This window comes from Streptomyces sp. S4.7, from assembly GCF_010384365.1.
Taxonomy (GTDB): domain Bacteria; phylum Actinomycetota; class Actinomycetes; order Streptomycetales; family Streptomycetaceae; genus Streptomyces.
On sequence record NZ_CP048397.1, the window covers coordinates 5,136,201 to 5,157,837 of the forward strand.

The following is a 21,637-nucleotide window of genomic DNA, read 5'->3' on the forward strand; positions in this document are numbered from 1 at the left end:
CAGCGATGTGGAGGCACCCCGGCATGTCCGCGACGAACCCTTCCCAAGAGGCCGCACAGCTCACGCACACCGAACCGCCCGGCCGGCTGATGGCCGCCGAGATGGCCGAGCAGCCGGCGATGCTGCGCCGCATCCTCGAAGAGGGCGCGCCGCGCATCCGGGACGTGGCCGCCCGCATCGCGGCGCGCGGTCCGCGCTTCGTCCTGCTCACCGCTCGCGGCACCTCCGACCACGCCGCGCTCTACGCCAAGTACCTGCTGGAGATCCGCCGGGGCATGCCCTGCGGGCTGGCCTCCATGTCCACGACGACCGCCTTCGGCGCCCGGCCGGACCTGCGCGACGTACTGGTGATCACCGTCAGCCAGTCGGGCGGCTCGCCCGACCTCCTCGCCTCGACGCGGGCCGCCCGCGAGGCGGGGGCGATCACGCTCGCGGTGACCAACAACCCGGACTCGTCGCTGGCCGCCGTCTCCGAGTTCCACATCGACGTCCTCGCGGGCCCGGAGAAGGCCCTGCCAGCGACGAAGACGTACACGGCGTCCCTGCTCTCGCTCTACCTCCTCGCCGAGGGCCTGGGCGGCGGCGCCGGGGAAGCCGCGAACGTCCTGCCGGACCTGGCCGGGCGGATCCTGGCCCGCGCGGACGAGGTGCGCACGCTGGCCTCCCGCTACCGGTTCGCCGAGCGGATGGTCATCACCTCGCGCGGCTACGGCTACCCGACGGCCAAGGAGGCGGCGCTCAAGCTCATGGAGACGAGCTACATCCCCGCGCTCGCCTACTCCGGCGCGGACCTGCTGCACGGCCCGCTCGCCATGGTCGACAACATCTCGCCGGTCATCGCCGTGGTCACCGACGGCCGGGGCGGCGAAGCGCTCCAGCCGGTCCTGGAGCGGCTGCGCGGCCGGGGCGCGGACCTGTGCGTGGTCGGACCGGAGCGCGAGGCCGCAGCCGCGTCGGCGGGATTCGCGCTTCCCACGGAGGGCGTCGCCGAGGAGGTCCAGCCGGTCCTGGAGATCCTGCCGCTCCAGCGGCTGGCGTACGAGATCACCCTGGCCCGCGGCCAGGACCCGGACGCGCCGCGCGCGCTGGCCAAGGTCACCGAGACCCACTGAGTCCGCCGCCCCGCGCCCGGCCCCGCCGGTGGCCCCGGAGACACCCACGGGCCGCGGCGCCAGGACGGGACCCTCAGCCCGTCCGGCACCGCAGCCCGGAGTTGCTACGGCCGCGAGGGCCGTGAGGAGGTATCGACGCAGTCAGGGCAGAGAGCGCCGGTTACCTCGTTCCGTCCTCCTGTGCGGGGAGGGCGGAAGCTTTACCCAAGCATTGTGGACTAGACCATTCTCATATGTCCATGGATCGGAGAGGGCATTTTCCGGCCCCACCCGCCACCACGTCGCACCGACCGTCCCGGTTCACCTCGCGGGTACGCTCCCCTGTGTGCCCTCCATGAACGACCTCGTACGCCAGCACACCGCCCTCACCGAGTCCGACCTCGAATGGCTCCATCTGCTGGTCTCGGAGTGGCAGCTGCTCTCCGACCTGTCCTTCGCGGACCTCGTCCTGTGGGTCCCCACCCGCGACGGCGCCCGCTACGTCTCCGTGGCCCAGATGCGGCCCAACACCGGCCCCACGTCCTACCAGGACGACATGGTCGGCCATCTCGTCCCCCGGGGCCGCAGACCGCTCCTGGACGCCGCGCTGGACGAGGGCCGGATCGTGCGGGAGGGGGACCCGGAGTGGCGTGAGGAGGTCCCGGTGCGGGTCGAGTCCATCCCCGTACGCCGGGAGGGCCGCGTGCTCGGCGTGATCGCGCGCAACACCAATCTGCTCACGGTCCGCACCCCCAGCCGGCTGGAGCTGACCTACCTCCAGTCCGCCTCCGACCTCGCCCAGATGATCGCCGCCGGATCGTTTCCCTTCCCCGGCCAGCAGGTCGACATGGACGCCTCACCGCGGGTCGGCGACGGTCTGATCCGGCTCGACGTCGACGGCGTCGTCCAGTACGCGAGCCCCAACGCCCTCTCGGCGTATCACCGGCTGGGACTGGCGTCCGACCTGGTGGGACACCATCTCGGGCAGACGACCGACGAACTGGCCCCGGCGCGCGGCCCGGTGGACGAGGCCATGGTCAAACTGGCCAGCGGATACGCCCCGCGGGAGACGGAGATCGAGAGCAGCGGCGGCGTCATCCAGCTGCGGGCCATCCCGCTCAAGCCGAAGGGCACCCGGATCGGCTCGCTGATCCTGCTCCGTGACGTCACCGAACTGCGGCGACGTGAGCGCGAGTTGATAACGAAGGACGCCACGATCCGGGAGATCCACCACCGGGTGAAGAACAACCTCCAGACGGTCGCCGCGCTGCTCAGGCTCCAGGCCCGCCGGATGGACTCGGAGCAGGGCCGCGAAGCCCTCAACGAGGCGGTGCGCAGGGTCGGTTCCATCGCCATCGTCCATGAGACGCTTTCTCAGAATCTGGACGAACGGGTCGAGTTCGACGAGATCGCCGACCGGGTGCTCGCGATGGTGTCGGAGATCTCACCCGGCAAGACGGTCCGCCGGACGGGCCGGTTCGGGATTCTGGACGCGGAGGTGGCGACGCCCCTGTCCATGGTCCTCACCGAGATCCTGCAGAACGCGCTGGAGCACGCCTTCGCGACGGGGGAGCGCGGCACGGTCGAGGTGCACGCCGTCCGAAGCGGCGGGACCTTGCCCAAACGCCCCGCCGACGAAGGCCGTTCGGATGCCCGGCTGCTCATCACCGTCCAGGACGACGGGCGCGGACTGCCCGAGGGCTTCGACCCGCGACGGGCCGGCAATCTGGGTCTGCAGATCGTACGAACCCTGGTGGAAGGGGAGTTGGGCGGCGGTTTCGACATGCTTCCGGGCCAGGAACGGGGCACTCGGGTGATCCTCGACATCCCGGTCGAGCCGCACAAGTAACCGGAGCCGGCCCGTCCTTCGGGCCGTCCGCTCCGCACCGGCCGACTCTTCTTCACAGCATTCTCACCGTGGCCCGCACAGCAACGAGCCCCGGACCGTGGTGACGGTCCGGGGCTCGGCCTCAAGCTCTATGACGTTTGCGCATCGGGGGGTACTGCGCGCTGCGGCTCGGGGGCGGGGTTATACGTACACGCTGTACGCGCCGCCGTGCTCAAGGTCTGTGGCGGGGGCTCAGGCGGTCGCGTTACGCGCCCGGTTGCGAGCGGCACGACGCTTCATGGCGCGGCGCTCGTCCTCGCTGAGGCCACCCCAGACACCCGAGTCCTGGCCGGACTCGAGCGCCCACTGCAGGCACTGCTCCATGACGGGGCAGCGACGGCAGACGGCCTTGGCTTCCTCGATCTGCAGCAGCGCAGGACCGGTGTTGCCGATGGGGAAGAAGAGCTCCGGGTCTTCCTCGCGGCAAACGGCGTTGTGACGCCAGTCCATGGCTGCTACCTCTCTTGGTGTTACGTGCGGAATGCTTGTGAATGTGAACGCTTTCACGAATCCCCCGACAAGGGAAGGGCCGACTCCCAGATGAACTGGTGTGGTCCTGGTTTGAGGAGGGGGTTCTGGCGCTCAGCGGAGGCCGGTGATGCGGGCCGTCCCGAGCGCCATGTAGAGATTCGCAAACCTCGGCTGCGGATACAACCCCTTCAGGAAAGTTTTTTTTGATTCCTCGGTGTCGACTCGGTCACAGCCGTACTTCCATGGGGTGGATGCCAGCCTAAACGTTCGAGTGAAAGGACTTTCCCCACTTCCACTCACACAATCACACGCAGTGCACGGCGTACGCCTGTGAACGTCACGCTAGTTCGCAGTCCCAGGTGGTCGCCGTCCATCTGGAAGGGCAGTGGGACCTTCGATTGCAAGGTGAAGTCGGTCAGGTCGTGCAGGGAAACCGCGTGCCTGCCGTGCGGACCCCGATCGGGGGTCGAATTGAGCAACTGCGTCGCATAACGAGCCACCGCGGGAGTCGACAGCTTGCTCAGTCCGAGCACGTCCAGAGCGGTGTCGAACGAGGCGCCCGGCGACGCGTACAGCGGACGATTGCCCAGGTAGGAGTAGGGAGCCGTGTTGCAGACTATGGACAGCACGAGGTCCGTGACCGGCTTCTCGCCGGGGCGCTCAAGGGTGATCATGCCGCGCCGGCGATGAGGCTCGTCGATGAACTGCCTTACCACCTGGCGCACATAGAGCGCGTGCGTCGATCGCTTACCGCGCTCCCGGTGTTGTTCGACTCGGCCGACCACTCCGGCGTCGAATCCCAGACCCGCGCAGAAAGTGAACCAGCGTGCGGGAACCGATTCGTCGTCCGTACCCGGAGTACCGGCCGCCAGTCCCAGACCGACAGTGCGTTCGCTCCGGTTACTCAGCGCGTCCAGAATGGCGCCGGTCGCCTCCACGGCGTCATTCGGCAGCCCGAGCGCACGCGCGAAGACATTCGTCGAACCGCCCGGCACGACAGCCAGCCGTGGCAGCCGGTCGGGGTCCGGACCGCCGTGCAGAAGGCCGTTGACGACCTCGTTGACCGTGCCGTCACCGCCGAGTGCGACGACCATCTCGATGTCCTCGGAGTCCGCCGCGCGCCGTCCCAGATCCCGGGCGTGCCCCCGGTACTCGGTCGTCACCGCCTCCAGCTTCATCTCGCTGGCCAGCGCGTGGATGAGTACGTCGCGTGTGCGGGCACTGGTGGTGGTTGCTGCCGGATTGACCACAAGGAGTGCGCGCATACGGAGGAGATTACCGGCCACGGACGCCTGCCCCCTCCCCGGGCGGGCCGTGCCCCCTCCGGGGGCCCGCCGGTCACCGGGGACCGGCCGCTACCCTGCTGGGGTGAGCAGCAGTGAGCGGAACACCACCGACCCGAGCCCGCGCCCAGGGCGACTGACCGCGGCGGCGGCCTGCGCGGGCCTCGAAGCCCTCGCGCTCGTCGTCGGTGGCGTGTACATGCTCGCGATGGGTCTCCTCGGGCGGCCCGACAGCCCGCAGCAGGCCGAGATGGGCGGCATCACCCTCATCGCCCTCGCCGTCATCCCGCTGCTCGCCGCCCGCGGACTGCTGCTGCGCCGCGCCTGGAGCCGCGGCCCCGCGCTCGTCACCCAGATCATGGCGCTGCCCGTCGCCTGGACGCTGCTGCGCTCCAGCGGCCCGCTGATCCCGGCCGGGATCGCGCTCGCGGTGGTGGCCGGGACGGCGCTGGTCCTGCTGGTCAACCCGACGACCACCGAAGCACTCGGCATCCGGGGCCGGGACAGCGCGTAGGCCGTGTCCGGAAAGTCCCGCCTGGCCGACGGCGCCTGGCACGGCACATCGCCGCGTTGTCGGAGTCGGCCGAGTACGGCCGGTAGCGACCGGTCCTCCGCCTTGCGATGCACCGAACCGGCCGCCGCGGGCCCCGCCCCGCGGGCGGACGGCGCCGCATTCCGGACTCCCCAGGCCGTGGCCGGGGGTGTCCTCAATCGTCGGACGGGGTCGAAATGAGCCCGTCCGGCGACTGAGGGCGAACCATCCACCGGGCGGGCGGTGAGACCGCCCCGGCCGCGGCCCGAGGGCCCGTCACTCCTCCACGAGCAGCTTCTCGCGCAGCTGCGCCAGCGTCCGTGCCAGCAGCCGCGAGACGTGCATCTGGGAGATGCCGACCTCCTGCGCGATCTGCGACTGCGTCATGTTGCCGAAGAAGCGCAGCAGCAGAATCCGCTTCTCCCGCGGCGGCAGATCCTCCAGCAGGGGCTTCAGCGACTCGCGGTACTCGACGCTCTCCAGCGCCTCGTCCTCCGAGCCGAGCGTGTCCGCCACCGCCGGGGACTCGTCGTCCGTGTCCGGGACGTCCAGCGACAGCGTGCTGTACGCGTTGGCCGACTCCAGCCCTTCGAGGACCTCTTCCTCGGAGATGCCGAGACGCTCCGCCAGCTCGTGCACCGTCGGCGAACGGCCGTGCTGCTGCGAGAGTTCGGCCGTAGCCGTCGTCAGCGACAGCCGCAACTCCTGGAGACGGCGCGGCACCCGCACCGCCCAGCCCTTGTCACGGAAGTGCCGCTTGATCTCGCCGACGACCGTGGGAGTGGCGTACGTCGAGAACTCGACACCTCGCTCCGGATCGAACCGGTCCACCGACTTGATCAGGCCGATCGTCGCGACCTGCGTCAGATCGTCCAGCGGCTCGCCGCGGTTGCGGAACCGGCGGGCCAGATGCTCCACGAGCGGCAGATGCATCCGCACCAGCTGATTGCGCAGCAGCGCCCGTTCGGGAGAGTCCTCCGGCAGCTTGCGCAGCTCGATGAACATCGCCCGCGCCCCGCTGCGGTCATGTGGGTCGTGTTGCCTGTGCTCGCTCATCGTGGCCGCCCGCTCTGCCTGCGCCTGCTCCGCCCCGGCCGTCCGGCCGTCAAGCCCGTCCACCGGATGGGGCCGGGCCTGTTGCTCCGGAATGCCCGACGGCATGAGCGCCGGATCCGCCGGAACCTCATGCCCTTCGCGCGGATCCTGTGGGACCCGCTCCTCGTCACGCACCGGACCGTCCCCGTTCCTCACGCCGGCCCGGGTCCCGCGCCGCGTTGTTTGTACAGGCTGATGGCGACCGTGCGGTCGTCGGCGACCGTCGCGTCGACCTTGCCCGCGAGCGCCGAGAGCACGGTCCACGCGAACGTGTCACGCTCCGGCGCGCGCCCGTCCGTCGTCGGCGCCGAGACGGTCACTTCGAGGGAGTCGTCGATGAGCCGGAACACACAGCTGAGGACGGAGCCCGGTACGGCCTGTTGGAGCAGGATCGCGCAGGCCTCGTCGACCGCGATGCGCAGGTCCTCGATCTCGTCGAGGGTGAAGTCCAAGCGTGCTGCCAGGCCGGCCGTAGCCGTACGGAGCACGGACAGGTAGGCACCCGCAGCGGGCAGCCGGACTTCCACGAAGTCCTGGGTCCCGGGCTCGCCTGCGATCTGGGACACCCTCACCTCCAAGGTGGCACAAGCTTCTCAAGGGCTCCGGGAAGGGAAACCCCGGAGCTCGCGTTACGTGGTCGGCACGGAGCCGGTCTGGACTGGCGACGCTATCGCGATCCATGGTCCCGTGTCGCAGGGACCCCCGGGCCGGCACCGACCGGTCGATTACTCATAGTAGGCATATGAGCACGGACAGTGGCTAGAGGTGTGCGGGAACCAATTACGAAGAACCGGCGGAGGGTTGACGTACCCAGGGCTCAGACGATCGAACCGTCGGGGAAGCACCAACGCCACGTCTCACCGGGCTCGAAGCTACGCATCACGGGGTGCCCCGTATCCCTGAAATGACGTGAGGCGTGCCGGTGCGGTGACGAGTCGCAGCACCCGACATGGCCGCAGACCAGACAGAGCCGAAGCTGTACGTGGTGGCTGCCCGAAGCCTCGCACTCCAGGCAGGTCCCGCTCAGCGGCTCGGGTTCGGGGCGTGGGAGGTCGGCAACGTGCTGGCACTCACTCATGATGGCCAGATTACGACGCTAGGGGAGGACGTGGGATGGACCCGTTGCAGCTGATCGCCCTGGTGGCGGGAAGCGCGGTGATCGCCGCAGCGGGCCGAAGGACGCCCGTTCCGGCCCCGCTGCTCCTTGTCACGGCTGGACTCGGCGCAGCGTACGTGCCGGGCGTGCCCAGCTACGTACTCGACCCGCACATCGTCCTTCCCCTGCTGCTGCCGCCCCTGCTGCACACGGCCGCCGTGGAGAGCTCCTATCTGGACCTGCGGGCCAATGTGCGGGCCGTCGGCCTGCTCTCCGTGGGATACGTCCTCTTCGCGACGCTCGTCGTCGGCTATCTCGCCTATCTGTTCATCCCCGAGATGTCGCTGACCGCCGCCCTGGTGCTCGGCGCCGTCATCGCGCCGCCGGATGCGGTCGCCGCCACCGCGATCGCCCGCAAACTGGGGCTGCCCAGCCGGATCACGACCATCCTCCAGGGTGAGTCGCTGGTGAACGACGCGACCGCGATCACCGCGTTCAAGGTGGCGCTCGCGGCGGCCGTCGGGGAAGGCGCGAGCTGGGCCGGCGGGATCGGCGAGTTCGCGCTGGCCTCCCTGGGAGGCATCGGAATGGGCCTCGTGCTGATGGTGCCGCTCCACTGGCTCCGCACGCATCTGCGGGAGGCGCTCCTCCTGAACACCCTCTCGCTGCTCATCCCGTTCGTCGCCTACGCGGCGGCCGAACAGGTGGGTGCCTCGGGGGTGCTGGCCGTCGTCGTGGTCGGGCTCTACCTCGGACACCGGTCCTGGCAGGTCGACTTCGCGACCCGGCTCCAGGAGCAGGCCGTGTGGAAGATGGTGTCCTTCCTCCTGGAGTCCGTGGTCTTCGCCCTGATCGGGCTCCAGCTCCCCTATGTACTGAAGGGGCTCGGCTCCTACGGGGGAATGGAGGTCGCCGGTTACGCCGTCGGGGTGTTCGTCACCGTCGTCGTGGTCCGCTACATCTGGGTCTTCCCGGCCACCTTCGTGCCGCGCCTGCTGTCGAAGCGGATCAGGGAGCGAGAACCGGACACGAACTGGAAGGCGCCGCTGGTCGTCGGCTGGGCCGGCATGCGCGGTGTGGTGTCGCTGGCCATCGCCTTCTCCATCCCGCTGACCACGCACGACGGCGACGCCTTCCCGACCCGCAATCTCGTCCTCTTCCTGACGTTCACCACCGTCATCGCCACCCTGGTCGTCCAGGGCCTCACGCTGCCGACGCTGATCCGGCTGCTGAAGCTGCCGGGGCGCGACAGCTACGCCGAGACGCTGGCCGAGGCGCAGGCGCAGAGCCGGGCGTCGGTGGCGGCGGAACAACGGCTCGACGAACTGCTCGCCGACGAACGCAACGCCCTGGCCGAACCGTTGGCGGACCGGCTCCGCAACGTCCTGGAGCGGCGGCGGAACTCGGTGTGGGAGCGGCTCGGCACGGTCAACGAACTGACCGGCGAATCCGCCGACCGCACCTATCAGCGGCTGTCCAGGGAGATGATCGGCGTCGAACGGGACGTTTTCGTGACGCTGCGCGACGAGCGGCGGATCGATGACGAGATGCTGCGGACGCTGCTGCGCAGGCTGGATCTGGAGGAGGCCGTGGCCTACCGCGAGGAGACCGGCTGACCGCAGTCGCCGCCGTCGCCTTCGGCCGGGTCCGGAGGGCGGCCGGTGACGACGGCGGCGACCGTGCTGCCGGGCGGGAAGGCGCCCTCCTCGGCGAGGGTGGTCAGCCCGTGGAGCATCTTCGCCACGTAGAGGCGCTCGACCGGGAGCCCGTGCCGGTCCTCGAAGTCGTCGGCGAAGTCGTCGGCGGCGGGTGTCGTACGGGCGTAGCCGCCGCCGTGGAAGCGCTCGTCCAGACTCCAGTCGCCCCGGGGGCCGCCGAAGGCGGCCAGCTGGAGGGCGCGGACCTCCCCGGCCAGGAAGCCGCCCTTCAGCACGGGGAAGCCGACGGCGCGCTGCCCCGGGGCGAGACCGGCGGCCAGGCCCGCGAGGGTGCCGCCGGTGCCGCAGGCGACACCCACCACGTCGGCCGCCCCGCGCAGCTCCCGCCCGAGGGCCGTACAGCCCCGCGCGGCAAGGGAGTTGCTGCCGCCCTCCGGGACGACGTAGACACGCTCGCGGGGCACCGCGAGCCCGTTGGCGGCCGTCTCCAGGATCTCCCTCAGTACGGAGGGCTCGGTCTTACGGCGATAGGTCGCCCGGTCGAGGAAGCGCAGCCGCATGCCGTCGGCGGCGCACGCGGCGAGTGACGGGTTCAGGGGGCGGGTGGCCAGCTCGTCGCCCCGTACGACGCCGACCGTCGCGAAGCCGAGCAGCCGGCCCGCGGCGGCGGTGGCGCGCAGATGGTTGGAGTACGCGCCTCCGAAGGTGAGCAGGGCGAGGTGACCGCCGCCGGAGGCGGCCCGCAGGTTGGGTTCGAGCTTCCGCCACTTGTTGCCCGGCAGGGCGGTGTGGATCAGGTCGTCCCGCTTGAGCAGCAGCCGTACGCCGCGGCGGGTGAAGCGCTCGTCCTCGACGGTCCGCAGGGGTGACGGCAGCCGTGGCCGCAGGGCGGCGAGGTCGAGCGCTTCCGGAGTCACCCGTCCATTGTCGCGCCGGTGAATGCCGGCCGGCCCGGCCGCTCTACTTCAGACGTTCGTCGATGCGCCGCCGCAGGCCCCCCATCGAGACGCCGCGCGGGTCGATCTTGCCCGGCTGCCACTCCAGGTGGCCGATGACCGAGGGACCGTTCCAGTTGTGGACGCGGCAGACGGCGGCGGCCGCGGCCTCCATGGCTTCCACCTGGACCGCCGGCCACGGGTCCTTGCCGTCGCCCAGGTTCTCGCACTCGAAGCCGTAGAAGTGTCTGTTGCCGTCGGTGTTGGCCTCGTTGTCCGGCGGCAGGGTCTTCTCGGCGATCACCGCGCGCAGGACGTCGTCGTCGCCGCTGCCCGCGTGGTTGGCCCGGCCGTAGCCGACGAGATGGACTCTGCCGTCCTTGGAGATGACGCCGTGGCACAGCGGCCCCGGCAGCCCCGCGTACCCGTCACGGCAGATGCGGACGGTGTTCGCGGTGCCCTTGGTGACCGTGTGGTGCATCATCACGCCGTGGACCGGGCCCCAGGGCCCCACGTGGTTGCGGTTGTGCGTACGCCAGTCGCCGACCTCGACGACCGTCAGACCCTCGTTCTTCAGCGCACGGATGAAGCTGCTCGCAGACATGGGTGTGGCCATGGCCGCCTCCTGACCGGTGGATGTGGAGCGTTGTGCATCGGTTCTCTTCGCTGGCCTCTTACCCGGACACGACGGAGTGGACCATCGATTCGCACGCCGTACGAGCCGATCCGGTCACTTTCGGCCGAGCGTGAGCCGTGGATGACAGAAGCCGTAAACGTGCCCCGACTGCGGAGATCCAGTCCCACTCATTTGTGTGATGGCGCGACAACTACACGTGATGCAAAGCTTTTCACGCAGGTCAGCCCATGATCGAGAGGGAGATTCATGTCGGTTGGTGACGAGGTCCGTACGGTGGAGCCCCCTTCCCAGCAGAGTCTGGGAACGGCCGCGGCGCGGAACCTGGCGACCACCACGAAGTCGGCGCCACAGATGCAGGAGATCACCTCGCGGTGGCTGCTGCGGATGCTGCCCTGGGTGCAGGTGCAGGGCGGTACGTACCGGGTCAACCGTCGGCTCAGCTATTCGGTCGGCGACGGGCGTGTGACGTTCGTGCAGACGGGCGACCGGGTGGAGGTCATTCCGGCGGAGCTGGGTGAGCTGCCGGCGTTCCGTGACTTCGAGGACGAGGAGGTGCTGGCCGAACTGGCGAACCGCTGCGAGCAGCAGGAGTTCGCCCCGGGCCAGACCGTGGCCGCGGCCGGTGGCCCGGCGGACCGGGTGTACCTGCTGGCGCACGGCAAGGTGGAGAAGGTCGGCGAGGGGCCCTACGGGGACGAGACGGTGCTCGAAGTCCTCGCCGACGGGGCGTACTTCGGGGATCAGGCGCTGGTGGACGAGGAGGCCACCTGGCAGTACACGGCACGCGCGGCCACGGCGTGCACCGTGCTGGTGCTGAGCCGGCAGGACGTGCTGAACCTCGCGGAGCGGGCGCAGTCGCTGCGGGGCCATCTGGACGCGCTGGCGTCCATTCCCGCGCAGCGGACCAACAAGTACGGCGAGGCGGCGATCGAGCTGTCCGCCGGCCATGTCGGCGAGGCGGTGGTGCCCCATACGTTCGTGGACTACGAGGGGGCGCCGCGGGAGTACGAGCTGAGCGTCGCGCAGACCGTACTGAAGGTCCACAGCAGGGTCGCCGACCTCTACAACCAGCCGATGAACCAGACCGAGCAGCAGTTGCGGCTCACGGTCGAGGCGCTGCGCGAGCGCCAGGAGCACGAGCTGGTGAACAACCGCGAGTTCGGCCTGCTGAACAACTGCGACTACGGCCAGCGGCTCCAGCCGCACGACGGCGCTCCGACCCCCGACGACATGGACGAGCTGCTGTCCCGCCGCCGCGGTTCGAAGATGTTCCTCGCGCACCCGCGGGCCATCGCCGCCTTCGGCCGTGAGTGCAACAAGCGGGGGCTCAATCCGGCCACGGTGGAGGTCGGGGGCCACCATGTGCCGGCCTGGCGCGGTGTGCCGATCTTCCCCTGCAACAAGATCCCGGTCTCGGACGCCCGGACGACCTCGATCATCTGTATGCGTACGGGCGAGAGCGAGCAGGGCGTCATCGGGCTCCAGCAGAGCGGCATCCCGGACGAGATCGAGCCCAGCATGTCGGTCCGGTTCATGGGCATCGACGAGCAGGCGATCATCTCGTACCTGGTCACCGCCTACTACTCGGCGGCGATTCTCGTGCCGGACGCCCTCGGCGTCCTGGAGAACGTGGAAGTGAGCCGCTGGCGGTGACGTGACCTGAGCGACGTCTCCGGGTGGGGGCCGTCCGTCCGTACGGCGGCCGGGCCCCACCCGGTACGCGCCTGTCGTCCACCGGTTCCCCAGCCCGCCGCAGAGGAAGTGACCGTGACCATGACCAGCACGGATGCCGCCACCGATGGCCATGAGGCCGTGGCGCTCCTGGAGCGCAGCCGTAGCGTCGTCCAACCCGAACTGCGCGCGGCCGTCGAGTCGTTGCCCCCGGCCGTACGCCGTGTCGCGAGATATCACTTCGGCTGGGAGCGGGCCGACGGCTCACCCGTGGCGGGCGGTGCGGGGAAGGCGATCAGGCCCGCCCTGGTACTCGCGGCAGCACAGGCACTCGGCGGAGAGCCGCACCGTGCCGTACCGGCGGCGGTCGCCGTGGAGCTGGCGCACAACTTCACCCTGCTGCACGACGACGTCATCGACGAGGACCCGACGCGAAGACACCGGCCCACGGCCTGGACGGTCTTCGGCACCACCGACGCGATCATCGCCGGCGACGCCCTCCAGGCGCTGGCGATGCGGCTGCTGGCCGAGGACCGCCATCCGGCCTCGTCCCCGGCGGCCGTGCGGCTCACCGACTGCGTCATCGAGCTGTGCGCCGGACAGCAGGCGGACTGCGCGCTGGAGCTGCGCGGGCCGAACGACGTCTCGCTGGACGAGTGTCTGACGATGGCGATGGCCAAGACCGGTGCGCTGCTGGGCACTTCGTGCGCCCTCGGCGCGCTGTACGCGGACTCCGGCGACGAGGAGGTCGCGGCGCTCGACGCCTTCGGGCGCGAGGCCGGGCTGGCCTTCCAGCTCATCGACGATCTGATCGGGATCTGGGGTGACCCCGACCGTACGGGCAAGCCGGCCGGTGCGGATCTGGTCGCCCACAAGAAGTCGCTGCCGGTTGTCGCCGCGCTGGTCTCGGGCCATCCGGCCGCCGAGGAGCTGGCGGATCTCTATCTGCGGCCGATGGACGAGGCGGCCGTGGCGCGCGCGGCTTCGGCGGTCGAGCGGGCCGGCGGACGTGACTGGGCGCAGGAGCAGGCGGCGGACCGGATGTCCCGGGCGGTCCAGCAACTGGCCGGAGCCGTCCCGGATCTGACAAGGGCGGGTGATCTTCTGGCCCTCGCCGAGTACGTCACGCGCCGCACGCGGTAGGCCGGCGCGCGGGCCGCGATCGGGGGCAGGCAAAAGACCTTGCGTAACCACTACAGGTGAAGCACTATGGATGGAGTGGTAAAGGCCGCGCACCCCGGATGTGCTCCGGGCGGCGGCCATTGGCATCTTCTGTCGCCCATCGCAAAAGAGGACAGGCTTGCGCAAGCTCAGCTATTTCGTCGCCGCGTCGATCGACGGTTTCATCGGCGACCCCAGTGGTGAGGCTGCTTTCTTCACCCGCTTCGTGGACGAGGAGTTCCTCGACTTCCTCAAGAGCGAGTATCCGGAGACCCTGCCGACGCACGGCCGCCGTCCGCTCGGTCTCGACCACCTGGAGAACAAGCAGTTCGACACCGTCATCCAGGGCCGGCGCAGCTACGACCTGGCGCTGAAGGACGGTGTCACCAGTCCGTACGCGCACATGCGCCAGCTCGTGGCGTCGCGGACCCTCGCGAGCCCCGACCCGGCCGTGGAGATCGTCTCCGGCGATCTCGACGCGAGAATAAGGGAGTTGAAGCGGGAGGACGGTCTCGGGATCTATCTCTGCGGCGGCGCGAATCTCGCCGCCCAGCTGATCGAGGAGGTGGACGAACTGGTTGTCAAGGCGTATCCGCTCATCCTCGGCTCCGGAATGCCCATGTTCGGCACGGAGTTCGCCCTCACCGAGTTCGAGCTGGAATCCCACCGCGCCTTCGGCAACGGAGTGGTCGTCAGGACGTACGGCCGCAAGCGGTGAAGACACCCGGCGGCGGGTGTGGGGAGCCGTGAAGCGGTGAAGCGGTGACCCACGCGGCGGCGGAGCGTCCCGTACCGCTACAGTCCGCGCATGACAGCGGAGTCGACGGAGTCATGGGCGGGCTGGTACCGGGACCGCCGTGGTGCGGAGCCCATCGCGATCAGCGCGGACGGGCGGCAAGTCCGCACCCATATAAGGGGAGTTGCTTACGAGGGGGCCGATTTCTCCGTGCTCGAACCCACGGAGGCGGGAGGGGTGTTGTCGTCGTGTGTGCTGGAGTGGGACATACCCATGCCCGTCAGTGCGGGCGGCACGGTTCAACAGGCCACGCTCAGTTGCCTGCTGACGCTCGGTGAGCGTCCGGCCGGCACGCCTTCGGGGCGCGCCGAGCTGAGCCTCACGCTGCGCTGCGGCGGAGCGGCCTACGAGTCGGGCATCGTCGGAGGAGGGTTCCGTGACGCCCTCGACCGGATCAAGCGACAGTTGCCCGACGACACGGAATTCGAGGGCAGGATCCTGGTGAACGCCTGACCTCCACGCCCGGCATCCTCGGAGGTCCGAACCGACCCGGCAGGCGCACGGCGCCTGCCACCGGCTGCCCGGCTCGGCGGACGGCGAACGCGGCACGGGCGTGCCGGTACTCGACCAGTGAGTACCGGCACGCCCGATTTTGGCGCCTGATCCGGTGGGGGGTTCGCGATCCGACGACCGGCTGTGGGACCGGCGGCTGATCGCGACGGATCAGCGACGGATCAAGATGCCTTGGCCAGCGCGGCCGTGAAGCCGTTCGCCCAGAGGCTGTTGACCTCGCTGCGCTCAGCCGCGTCCGGCTGCGAGTTGGTGCAGGACGGGCCGGGGCCGCCGCCCGACATCAGCTTGCTGCACGGGGCCGTGTAGTTGTCCGGCAGGCCGAGCACGTGCCCGGTCTCGTGGGCGGTCACGCGCAGGGAGTCGTACTGCTGGTTCTGCGCGTAGTCCAGGAAGATGTAGCCACGGCCGTGCCCGTCGGTGCTCGCGTACGAGCCACGCGGGTCGTTGCCCTCTTCGTAGGTGAAGTCGGCGTTGCTGCCCTGCTGGAGCTGCACGTTGGAGACCGCGCTGTTCCAGATCTGGGTGCTGCTGGCTATCTGCCCGGCGAACGACGGTGCGCCGGAGGCGTCGTAGACGACGGTGACCGCGAGCGCGCCGGGGTTGGCGGCACGCTTCTCGGCGACCGACTTCATGACGGCCTGGTAGAAGGCCTTGGTCGCGGCCGTGTCCGCCGCAGAGCCCTCGTACGCGGCGTACGAGGTGGTGGGCGCGTCGCTGGTGGGGGCAGCGGCGGCGACGGGGGCGGCGGTGAGAGCGGTCGCGAAGGCGAGCGAGATTCCGCAGATCGCGGAGACGGCCGTCTTGGGGTATCTCATGTGGGGGGCTCCTACTCGTCCGATGAACGGGTTCGGTAGGGATGAGTGTCGTGCCCCGCGGCGCCGTGGCGGATGATGCCGAAGGGCGATAGCACGGGAGTATCGCCCCGGCGGACGCTCACCCAATTTCCCGTGCATGACAGCCAATTAGCGCCCTTTGGGTCCCTGGCGTGGAGCAAACGGCAGGCCTACTCTTCGGTACATGGAGCTGGAGGTCAGGCATCTGCGCGCGCTGTGCGCCATAGCCGACGCGGGAAGTCTGCACAAAGCGGCCCGGCAGCTCGGTATGAGCCAGCCGTCCCTGACGACGCAGCTGCGACGGATCGAGAACTCGCTGGGCGCCGAGCTGTTCTCCCGTGAACGCACCGGCTGCCGGCCCACCCTGCTCGGTCACTCCGTGCTCAGCCGGGCGCGTCCGCTGATCGCGGGGATGGCCGTGCTCGTCAGCGAGGCACGGGCGGCGGCCGACCGGTCCGCCGGGCCCCGGTTGCGGATCGGCTCGACGGCGAGCCGCGCGCTCGCGGGCTGGCTGCGCAGGCTGCGCGAGCGGCTGCCGGGCACGGACATCTCGCTCCAGATGGACGTCTCGGCGAACGCGCTGCTGCGGGAGGTGGCCGGGGGCGGGCTGGACGTGGCGTTCGTGCACGAGGTCGAGGGCTGCCAGCTGCGCGTGCCGCCGGGGCTCGACCGGCGCGTACTGGTCGAACGGGAGCCGCAGTTCATCTCGCTGGCCCGGGACCATCCGGCGGCCGGCCGGCCGGTCGTCGAGCTGGCCGATCTGGCGAGCGACCGGTGGATGATCGACCCGACCGTGGACGGCGAATGGGACGGCCTGCGCCGCGTACTGAGCGATGCCGGGCTCAACCCGCCCGTTCTGCACGGGGATTACCTCACCGCCTCGTCGCTGATCGCCGTGGGCGAGGCCATAGCGCCCTGCCAGCCCACCTCGGTCCCGCGCGAGGACATGGTGGTGCGTCCGCTGCGCGACGACCCGCTGGGGGTGCGGCTGCTGCTGTTCTCGCGGCCGGGAGCGTACGAGGGCGCGGGCATCGCGAGTTCGGGTACGAGCCCGGACGCGGACCGCGCCGGTGACGGTGACGGTGACGGTCCCGGCGGCGCCGAGGTCTACGCGGACCTGGAGGCGGCCTACCGAGAGGCGGCGTTGCAGGCCGGCGTGTACCGCCAGTGGCTGACGCGCAACAAGAGCCCCCTGCTGCACGCGCCCGCTGCCTGAGGTTTCAGGACACCCCCCCGAGTGTGAGGTTAGTAATTCACGTAGGCACCTGCTAACTTTTCTTTGCATGTGCAGGAGGCCGCGATGAGCCCACCCGTGCCCACGGGCGACGAACTGGTGCGCGTACTGGCGACGTTGTCCAACCCCCACCGGCTGCGCGTCGTCGCGGCGCTCGCCGGGGGACGGAACTACGTGAGCCGGCTGGCCAGGGAGCTGGACATCAGCAGGGCGCTGCTCCAGGTCCATCTCAAGAAGCTCGAAGCCGCCGGTCTGGTGACCTCGCGGCTGGAGCTGTCGGAGGACGGGAAGGCCATGAAGTTCTACGAGGTGAACGCGTTCGCGGTCGTTCTGACGCCGCAGGACATCGTCACCGCCGTGCAGACGCTGAGCAGTCAGAGCAGTCAGAGCAGTCGGAGCAGTCGGAGCAGTCAGAAGGACGAGAGAGACGAGAAGGGGGCCACTTGATGGACGACGAGCAAGCGTGGCAGGAAGTCATCGGAGCGATAGGCCTGTTCGCGATCCTGCTGATCGTGGTGACGCTCACCCTGTGGCACTTCACCGTTGGCCGCCGGGCCAGGGAGGTCAGGGCCGACGAGAACGAGTACCGCCAGCTCGCCGCCCAGGCGGTGGAGGGTCAGCGGCGTACGGAGAAGCAGCTCGCCGACCTCGGCCGGCAGCTCACCGATCTCCAGAGCCGCACCGGATCGCTGGAACGGATCCTCAAGGACGTCGAGTAGCCCGGCAACCGGGCAGAACACAACCCCGGGCCGTCGAGCGGCAACTCGACGACCCGGGCACAGAAGGACGATCCACCTCGCCTCGCGGCGAGCTCCACGGATACGACCCTCCGGAAGAAGGAGAGCAGCTCATGCTGCGCCGAATCAAGTCAGAGCGCGCCGGACTCGTCGAGTCCGTCGCCGGCTGGTCCGCCAGAAACCGTACGGCGGCCATCGCCGCGTGGTTGCTCCTGGTCGTGATCGCCGTCATGTCCGGCTCCCTGTTCCCCGGTGAAGAGGCCAGGGCCACCGACCCCGGTGAGGCGGGCCGGGGCCAGCGGATGGTCTCCGCGCAGGACGCCGGTGACTCGATACGCGAGAACGTGATGATCCGGGCCGGCGCCGGCGCCGCCCCCGCGACCCGGCGCGCCGCCACGAAGGACCTGGTCGCGGCGCTGCGCGCGGTGCCCGACGCCGTACGGGACGTGGGGTCTCCGCTCGGCGCCCACGGCGGGCGCTGGGTGTCCGGGGACGGCATGGCCGACCTCGTGACCTTCGAGATCGCCGGTCCCGACGCCGAGTTCGGCGCCCACAGACAGGCCGCGGACGCCGCAGTGGAGAAGGTGACGCGGCAGCACCCCGGGGCGCGCGTCGACCAGGCCGGCGACTCCAGCCTCGCGTCGGCGGTCGATGACGTGATCAAGAGCGACATGAGGCGCGCCGAGACCACCTCGCTGCCCCTCACCGTCGTGATCCTGCTCGTCGTCTTCGGCTCACTGGCGGCCGCCGGGATCCCTCTGCTGCTGTCGGCGACCGCCGTCGCCGCCGCGTTCGGCCTGCTGGACACGCTCGGCCGGTGGGTGCCCTTCAACAGCGCCGCGTCCGCGATCGTGCTGCTCATCGGCATGGCCGTGGGCATCGACTACTCGCTGTTCCATCTGCGCCGGATCCGCGAGGAGCGCGCGGCGGGGCACCCCGTCCAGGAGGCGCTGCGGATCGCGTCGCGCACCTCCGGCCACGCCGTCCTGGTGTCCGGTCTGACGGTCATGGTGTGCATGACCGGCCTGCTGTTCACAGGCGTCGACGTGTTCAAGGGGCTGACGCTCGGGACCGTCCTGGTGGTCGCTCTGGCGGTGCTCGGATCGGTGACGGCGCTGCCCGCGCTGGTGGCCGCGCTGGGCGACCGCGTCGATTTGGGCAGGATCCCGTGGCTGGGACGGCGGCGTACGGCGGCGGGCCGCTCCCGCCTCTGGACGGCCGTGGCGGGCCACGTCGTACGCCGTCCACTGCTCACCGGCGGCGTCGCGGCGCTCCTCCTCGCGGTCATGGCCCTTCCGGCGTTCGGGATGCACCTCCAGGACGCCACCCAGATCCAGAGCCTGCCGCGCGGCGTCTCGGCCGCCGCGGACGCGGGCGCCCGGATGCAGCAGGTCTTCCCCGGCGTGACCACGCCCGCTCGCGTGGTGGTGTCGGCCGACGGCCCGGAGATACGGGCGGCGGCCGACCGGCTGCACGAGCAGGCCGCGCGGAGCGACGGGGCGCTGCGCGAGCCGATCACGATGGTGCCGGTCGGCGAGGTGCTGGTGATACGGGTGCCGTTGGCGGGGGCCGGTACGGACCCGCGGTCCGAACAGGCCCTGGAGTTCCTGCGGGAGAGGGCGCTGCCCGCGACCGTGGGGGCCGTGGAGGGCGTGGACCGGGTCGAGGTCGCGGTCGCGGGCCGGACCGCCATGCCGTACGACTTCACCCGGCAGGTGAACGCGCGGACGCCGCTGGTCTTCGCCTTCGTTCTCGTCCTGGCCTTCGTCCTGCTGGCCGTCGCCTTCCGCTCGCTCGCCCTGCCGCTGGTGTCGATCGCGCTGAACCTGCTGTCGATCGGCGCGGCGTACGGGGTGCTCGTCGCGGTCTTCCAGGGCGGCCGGCTGGAGTCACTGCTCGACTTCAACGCCTATGGGGGAGTGGTGAGTTGGCTGCCGCTTTTCATGTTCATCATTCTCTTCGGGCTGAGCATGGACTACCACATCTTCATCCTGAGCCGGATCCGCGAGCGGTGGACCGGTTCACCGGGGGGCCGCGACGCCTCGCACGAGGCGATCGTCGGCGGCATCGCCGCCAGCGCGGGTGTCGTGACCGGCGCGGCCGCCATCATGGTCGGCGTCTTCTCGGTCTTCACGACGCTGTCCTCGATCGAGTACAAGATGCTCGGCACGGGGATGGCGGTGGCGATCCTCATCGACGCCACCGTCGTGCGGGGCGTGCTGCTGCCCGCGTCGCTCACGTTGCTGGGGGACCGGGCCTGGACGATGCCGGGGCGGTGGGGCCGGGGCGGGTCGGGGAGCTCGGCCGGCCGTCATGAGTACGGCGCGAGCACGGAACGCGCCTGGTCGCGGGCGAATCCGACGGCGTCGGGGAAGATCCCGAGGCCGTGAGCGACGAGCGCGCCCTCGTGCAGGAGCATGAGCGTACGGGCGAGGCGGTCGGCCGCCTCGGACCCGATGGCCTCGCCCGGCGCCGTGACCTCCCGGGCGAGCGTGGTGAACAGCTCCAGCATCCACGCCTTCTGGCCGGTGATGACCGCGTACGCCGGATGCTCCGGATCGTCGATCTCCGCATGGGCGTTGACCATGCTGCACCCACGCGAGCCGTTCTCGGCCACCCAGTCCCGCGAGGCCGCGAAGACCGCGAGGACATGCTCGGCGGGTGACGGGGGAGCGGCGGCCAGCCGCTCGTCCAGGAAGGCGCGCCAGCGCTCGTCGCGGCCGGCCAGGTACTCGACGACGATCTGCTCCTTCGAGCCGAACCGGTCGTAGAGCGTCTTCTTGGTGACCCCCGCCTCGGCGGCGATGAGGTCGACGCCGACGGCGTGGATGCCGCGTTCGTAGAAGAGCCGCGACGCCGCGTCCAGGGCGCGGCGCGCGCCGGGGGTCAGGACGATCCGGTGGGGTGGTTGCGGCCTTCTCGTCCCGCGCGCCGGCGTCGGCTGCTCGGGGGTGCTGCTCGTGATCCGGCTCATGGTGAAAAGTATACCGCTCTGTATAGTGAAGGAGGTGAGTAAACAGATCGGTATACCTGTCTCCTCGCCCAAGGGCGGTGTCCTGCCATGAACCTCCTCCTCGCCGTCGCGTTCGTCCTCTGCTGGAGCTCCGGCTTCATCGGCGCGAAGCTCGGCGCCGGCAGCGCCGACGCCGTCACGGTCCTGATGTGGCGGTTCCTGCCCCTGGCGCTGGTCCTGGGGGCGGTCGCCGTCACCCGCGCCCGCGCCGCCTGGCGCGGGCTGACGGCGCGCGACGTGCTGCGCCAGTGCGTGATCGGCGCGCTGTCCCAGAGCGGCTACCTCCTCACCGTCTACTACGCGATCCAGCTCGGCGTCTCCAGCGGCACCACCGCCCTGATCGACGGGACGCAGCCGCTCGTCGCGGGCGCGCTGGCCGGACCCCTGCTGCGGAGTCACGTCTCCGGGCGCCAGTGGCTGGGCCTGTGCCTGGGGGTGACGGGCGTGCTCGTCGTGACGTCGGCGGACGCGGCGGCCGCGCAGGGCGTCGAGCCGTGGGCGTACGGGGTGCCGTTCCTCGGCATGCTGTCGCTGGTGGCCGCCACCTTCCTGGAGAGCCGCTCCCGCACGGTGGTCGCGCCCTCCGTGGCGATGACGATCCACTGCGGTACGAGCGCCGTCGTCTTCACCGCCCTCGCGGCGGCGGCGGGCGCCGCGGTGCCGCCCGCCGAGACGTCCTTCTGGGTGGCCGTCGGCTGGCTGGTGGTCCTGGCGACGTTCGGCGGATACGGCCTCTACTGGCTGGTCCTGCGCCGCTCCGGGGTGATGCGGGTGAACACCCTGATGTTCCTCATGGCGCCCGTCACGGCGGTCTGGGGAGCGATCATGTTCGGCGAACCCTTCGGCCCGAGCACGGCCGCCGGCCTCGCCGTCGCGCTGCTCGCGGTGGTGGTCGTTCGGGGCGGGGCGGCCCGTACGGCGCCCGGCGGAAACTCCGGTGACGTGCCGGCCCGTCGCGCCGACAATGGCACGTGGGTGTGACCGCGCGCCTTC

22 protein-coding genes are annotated in these 21,637 nt (G+C 70.4%); 13 read left to right on the forward strand and 9 right to left on the reverse strand.

Annotation, left to right across the window (positions count from 1 at the left end; translation table 11 throughout):
- Positions 1 to 23: 23 nt before the first annotated feature.
- On the forward strand, positions 24 to 1,112 hold the full coding sequence (locus tag SSPS47_RS23070) for an SIS domain-containing protein (protein ID WP_164252706.1): 1,089 nt from the start codon (positions 24 to 26) through the stop codon (positions 1,110 to 1,112).
- 334 nt (positions 1,113 to 1,446) lie between these two features.
- The gene (locus tag SSPS47_RS23075) at positions 1,447 to 2,940 is read left to right on the forward strand and encodes a PAS domain-containing sensor histidine kinase (protein WP_164254885.1); all 1,494 of its coding nucleotides are present in this window, start codon (positions 1,447 to 1,449) and stop codon (positions 2,938 to 2,940) included.
- 231 nt (positions 2,941 to 3,171) lie between these two features.
- Here SSPS47_RS23075 and SSPS47_RS23080 read toward each other — a convergent pair whose 3' ends face one another.
- Together SSPS47_RS23080 and SSPS47_RS23085 are read right to left on the reverse strand one after the other, a co-directional pair.
- Positions 3,172 to 3,429, reverse strand: a complete 258-nt coding sequence (locus SSPS47_RS23080; RefSeq protein ID WP_004937597.1) for a WhiB family transcriptional regulator — start codon at positions 3,427 to 3,429, stop codon at positions 3,172 to 3,174.
- Positions 3,430 to 3,746: 317 nt separating this feature from the next.
- The gene (locus SSPS47_RS23085; RefSeq protein WP_164252707.1) at positions 3,747 to 4,715 is read right to left on the reverse strand and encodes a diacylglycerol kinase family protein; all 969 of its coding nucleotides are present in this window, start codon (positions 4,713 to 4,715) and stop codon (positions 3,747 to 3,749) included.
- A 103-nt stretch (positions 4,716 to 4,818) separates the two neighbouring features.
- Between SSPS47_RS23085 and SSPS47_RS23090 the strand changes: the two genes are divergently transcribed.
- Positions 4,819 to 5,247, forward strand: a complete 429-nt coding sequence (locus SSPS47_RS23090; RefSeq protein WP_203557902.1) for a hypothetical protein — start codon at positions 4,819 to 4,821, stop codon at positions 5,245 to 5,247.
- Positions 5,248 to 5,541: 294 nt separating this feature from the next.
- Here the strand turns inward: SSPS47_RS23090 and SSPS47_RS23095 are convergent, their stop codons facing one another.
- The 3 genes from SSPS47_RS23095 to SSPS47_RS23105 form a co-directional block, all read right to left on the reverse strand.
- Positions 5,542 to 6,426, reverse strand: a complete 885-nt coding sequence (locus SSPS47_RS23095; RefSeq protein WP_187280057.1) for an RNA polymerase sigma factor SigF — start codon at positions 6,424 to 6,426, stop codon at positions 5,542 to 5,544.
- A gap of 86 nt (positions 6,427 to 6,512) precedes the next feature.
- Positions 6,513 to 6,926: an anti-sigma regulatory factor gene (locus SSPS47_RS23100; RefSeq protein ID WP_023538758.1), complete on the reverse strand. Its 414-nt coding sequence runs from the start codon at positions 6,924 to 6,926 to the stop codon at positions 6,513 to 6,515.
- A gap of 251 nt (positions 6,927 to 7,177) precedes the next feature.
- Positions 7,178 to 7,438, reverse strand: a complete 261-nt coding sequence (locus SSPS47_RS23105) for a UBP-type zinc finger domain-containing protein (RefSeq protein ID WP_147873919.1) — start codon at positions 7,436 to 7,438, stop codon at positions 7,178 to 7,180.
- A gap of 35 nt (positions 7,439 to 7,473) precedes the next feature.
- Here SSPS47_RS23105 and SSPS47_RS23110 point away from each other — a divergent pair, with 35 nt between their 5' ends.
- Complete coding sequence (locus SSPS47_RS23110; RefSeq protein ID WP_164252708.1) at positions 7,474 to 9,072, forward strand: Na+/H+ antiporter; 1,599 nt, start codon at positions 7,474 to 7,476, stop codon at positions 9,070 to 9,072.
- Here SSPS47_RS23110 and SSPS47_RS23115 read toward each other — a convergent pair.
- Positions 9,051 to 10,031, reverse strand: coding sequence for a pyridoxal-phosphate dependent enzyme (locus SSPS47_RS23115; protein WP_164252709.1), 981 nt, complete (start codon positions 10,029 to 10,031; stop codon positions 9,051 to 9,053). The genes SSPS47_RS23110 and SSPS47_RS23115 overlap by 22 nt on opposite strands.
- Before the next feature lie 43 nt (positions 10,032 to 10,074).
- On the reverse strand, positions 10,075 to 10,653 hold the full coding sequence (locus tag SSPS47_RS23120; protein ID WP_164254889.1) for an N-acetylmuramoyl-L-alanine amidase: 579 nt from the start codon (positions 10,651 to 10,653) through the stop codon (positions 10,075 to 10,077).
- Between the two features lie 279 nt (positions 10,654 to 10,932).
- Here SSPS47_RS23120 and SSPS47_RS23125 point away from each other — a divergent pair, with 279 nt between their 5' ends.
- The 4 genes from SSPS47_RS23125 (at position 10,933) to SSPS47_RS23140 (ending at position 14,767) form a co-directional block, all read left to right on the forward strand.
- Entirely contained in the window at positions 10,933 to 12,339 is a 1,407-nt protein-coding gene (locus tag SSPS47_RS23125) for a family 2B encapsulin nanocompartment shell protein (protein ID WP_147873916.1), read from the forward strand.
- 120 nt (positions 12,340 to 12,459) lie between these two features.
- Entirely contained in the window at positions 12,460 to 13,500 is a 1,041-nt protein-coding gene (locus tag SSPS47_RS23130; protein ID WP_203557904.1) for a family 2 encapsulin nanocompartment cargo protein polyprenyl transferase, read from the forward strand.
- 157 nt (positions 13,501 to 13,657) lie between these two features.
- Complete coding sequence (locus SSPS47_RS23135) at positions 13,658 to 14,236, forward strand: dihydrofolate reductase family protein (protein ID WP_164252711.1); 579 nt, start codon at positions 13,658 to 13,660, stop codon at positions 14,234 to 14,236.
- Between the two features lie 90 nt (positions 14,237 to 14,326).
- A complete protein-coding gene (locus SSPS47_RS23140) occupies positions 14,327 to 14,767 on the forward strand; it encodes a DUF6304 family protein (protein WP_164252712.1) in 441 nt (146 codons plus the stop codon).
- Positions 14,768 to 14,988: 221 nt separating this feature from the next.
- Here the strand turns inward: SSPS47_RS23140 and snpA are convergent, their stop codons facing one another.
- Positions 14,989 to 15,642: a snapalysin gene (gene snpA / locus SSPS47_RS23145; RefSeq protein ID WP_147873912.1), complete on the reverse strand. Its 654-nt coding sequence runs from the start codon at positions 15,640 to 15,642 to the stop codon at positions 14,989 to 14,991.
- Positions 15,643 to 15,844: 202 nt separating this feature from the next.
- Between snpA and SSPS47_RS23150 the strand changes: the two genes are divergently transcribed.
- The 4 genes from SSPS47_RS23150 (at position 15,845) to SSPS47_RS23165 (ending at position 20,021) form a co-directional block, all read left to right on the forward strand.
- Positions 15,845 to 16,876 (forward strand): LysR family transcriptional regulator, encoded by a 1,032-nt coding sequence (locus SSPS47_RS23150; protein ID WP_164252713.1) that lies wholly within the window; start codon positions 15,845 to 15,847, stop codon positions 16,874 to 16,876.
- Between the two features lie 84 nt (positions 16,877 to 16,960).
- Positions 16,961 to 17,341, forward strand: coding sequence for a helix-turn-helix domain-containing protein (locus SSPS47_RS23155; protein ID WP_164252714.1), 381 nt, complete (start codon positions 16,961 to 16,963; stop codon positions 17,339 to 17,341).
- Positions 17,341 to 17,613 carry a hypothetical protein gene (locus SSPS47_RS23160; RefSeq protein WP_147873909.1) on the forward strand — a complete coding sequence of 91 codons (273 nt, stop codon included), beginning with the start codon at positions 17,341 to 17,343 and terminating at the stop codon, positions 17,611 to 17,613. The genes SSPS47_RS23155 and SSPS47_RS23160 overlap by 1 nt, the downstream gene beginning before the upstream one ends.
- A gap of 131 nt (positions 17,614 to 17,744) precedes the next feature.
- Positions 17,745 to 20,021, forward strand: a complete 2,277-nt coding sequence (locus SSPS47_RS23165) for an MMPL family transporter (protein ID WP_164252715.1) — start codon at positions 17,745 to 17,747, stop codon at positions 20,019 to 20,021.
- Here the strand turns inward: SSPS47_RS23165 and SSPS47_RS23170 are convergent.
- On the reverse strand, positions 19,943 to 20,521 hold the full coding sequence (locus SSPS47_RS23170; protein ID WP_239065323.1) for a TetR/AcrR family transcriptional regulator: 579 nt from the start codon (positions 20,519 to 20,521) through the stop codon (positions 19,943 to 19,945). The two genes, SSPS47_RS23165 and SSPS47_RS23170, sit on opposite strands and share 79 nt — an antisense overlap.
- 171 nt (positions 20,522 to 20,692) lie before the next feature.
- Between SSPS47_RS23170 and SSPS47_RS23175 the strand changes: the two genes are divergently transcribed.
- Positions 20,693 to 21,625, forward strand: a complete 933-nt coding sequence (locus SSPS47_RS23175; RefSeq protein WP_164252717.1) for a DMT family transporter — start codon at positions 20,693 to 20,695, stop codon at positions 21,623 to 21,625.
- Positions 21,626 to 21,637: the final 12 nt, after the last annotated feature.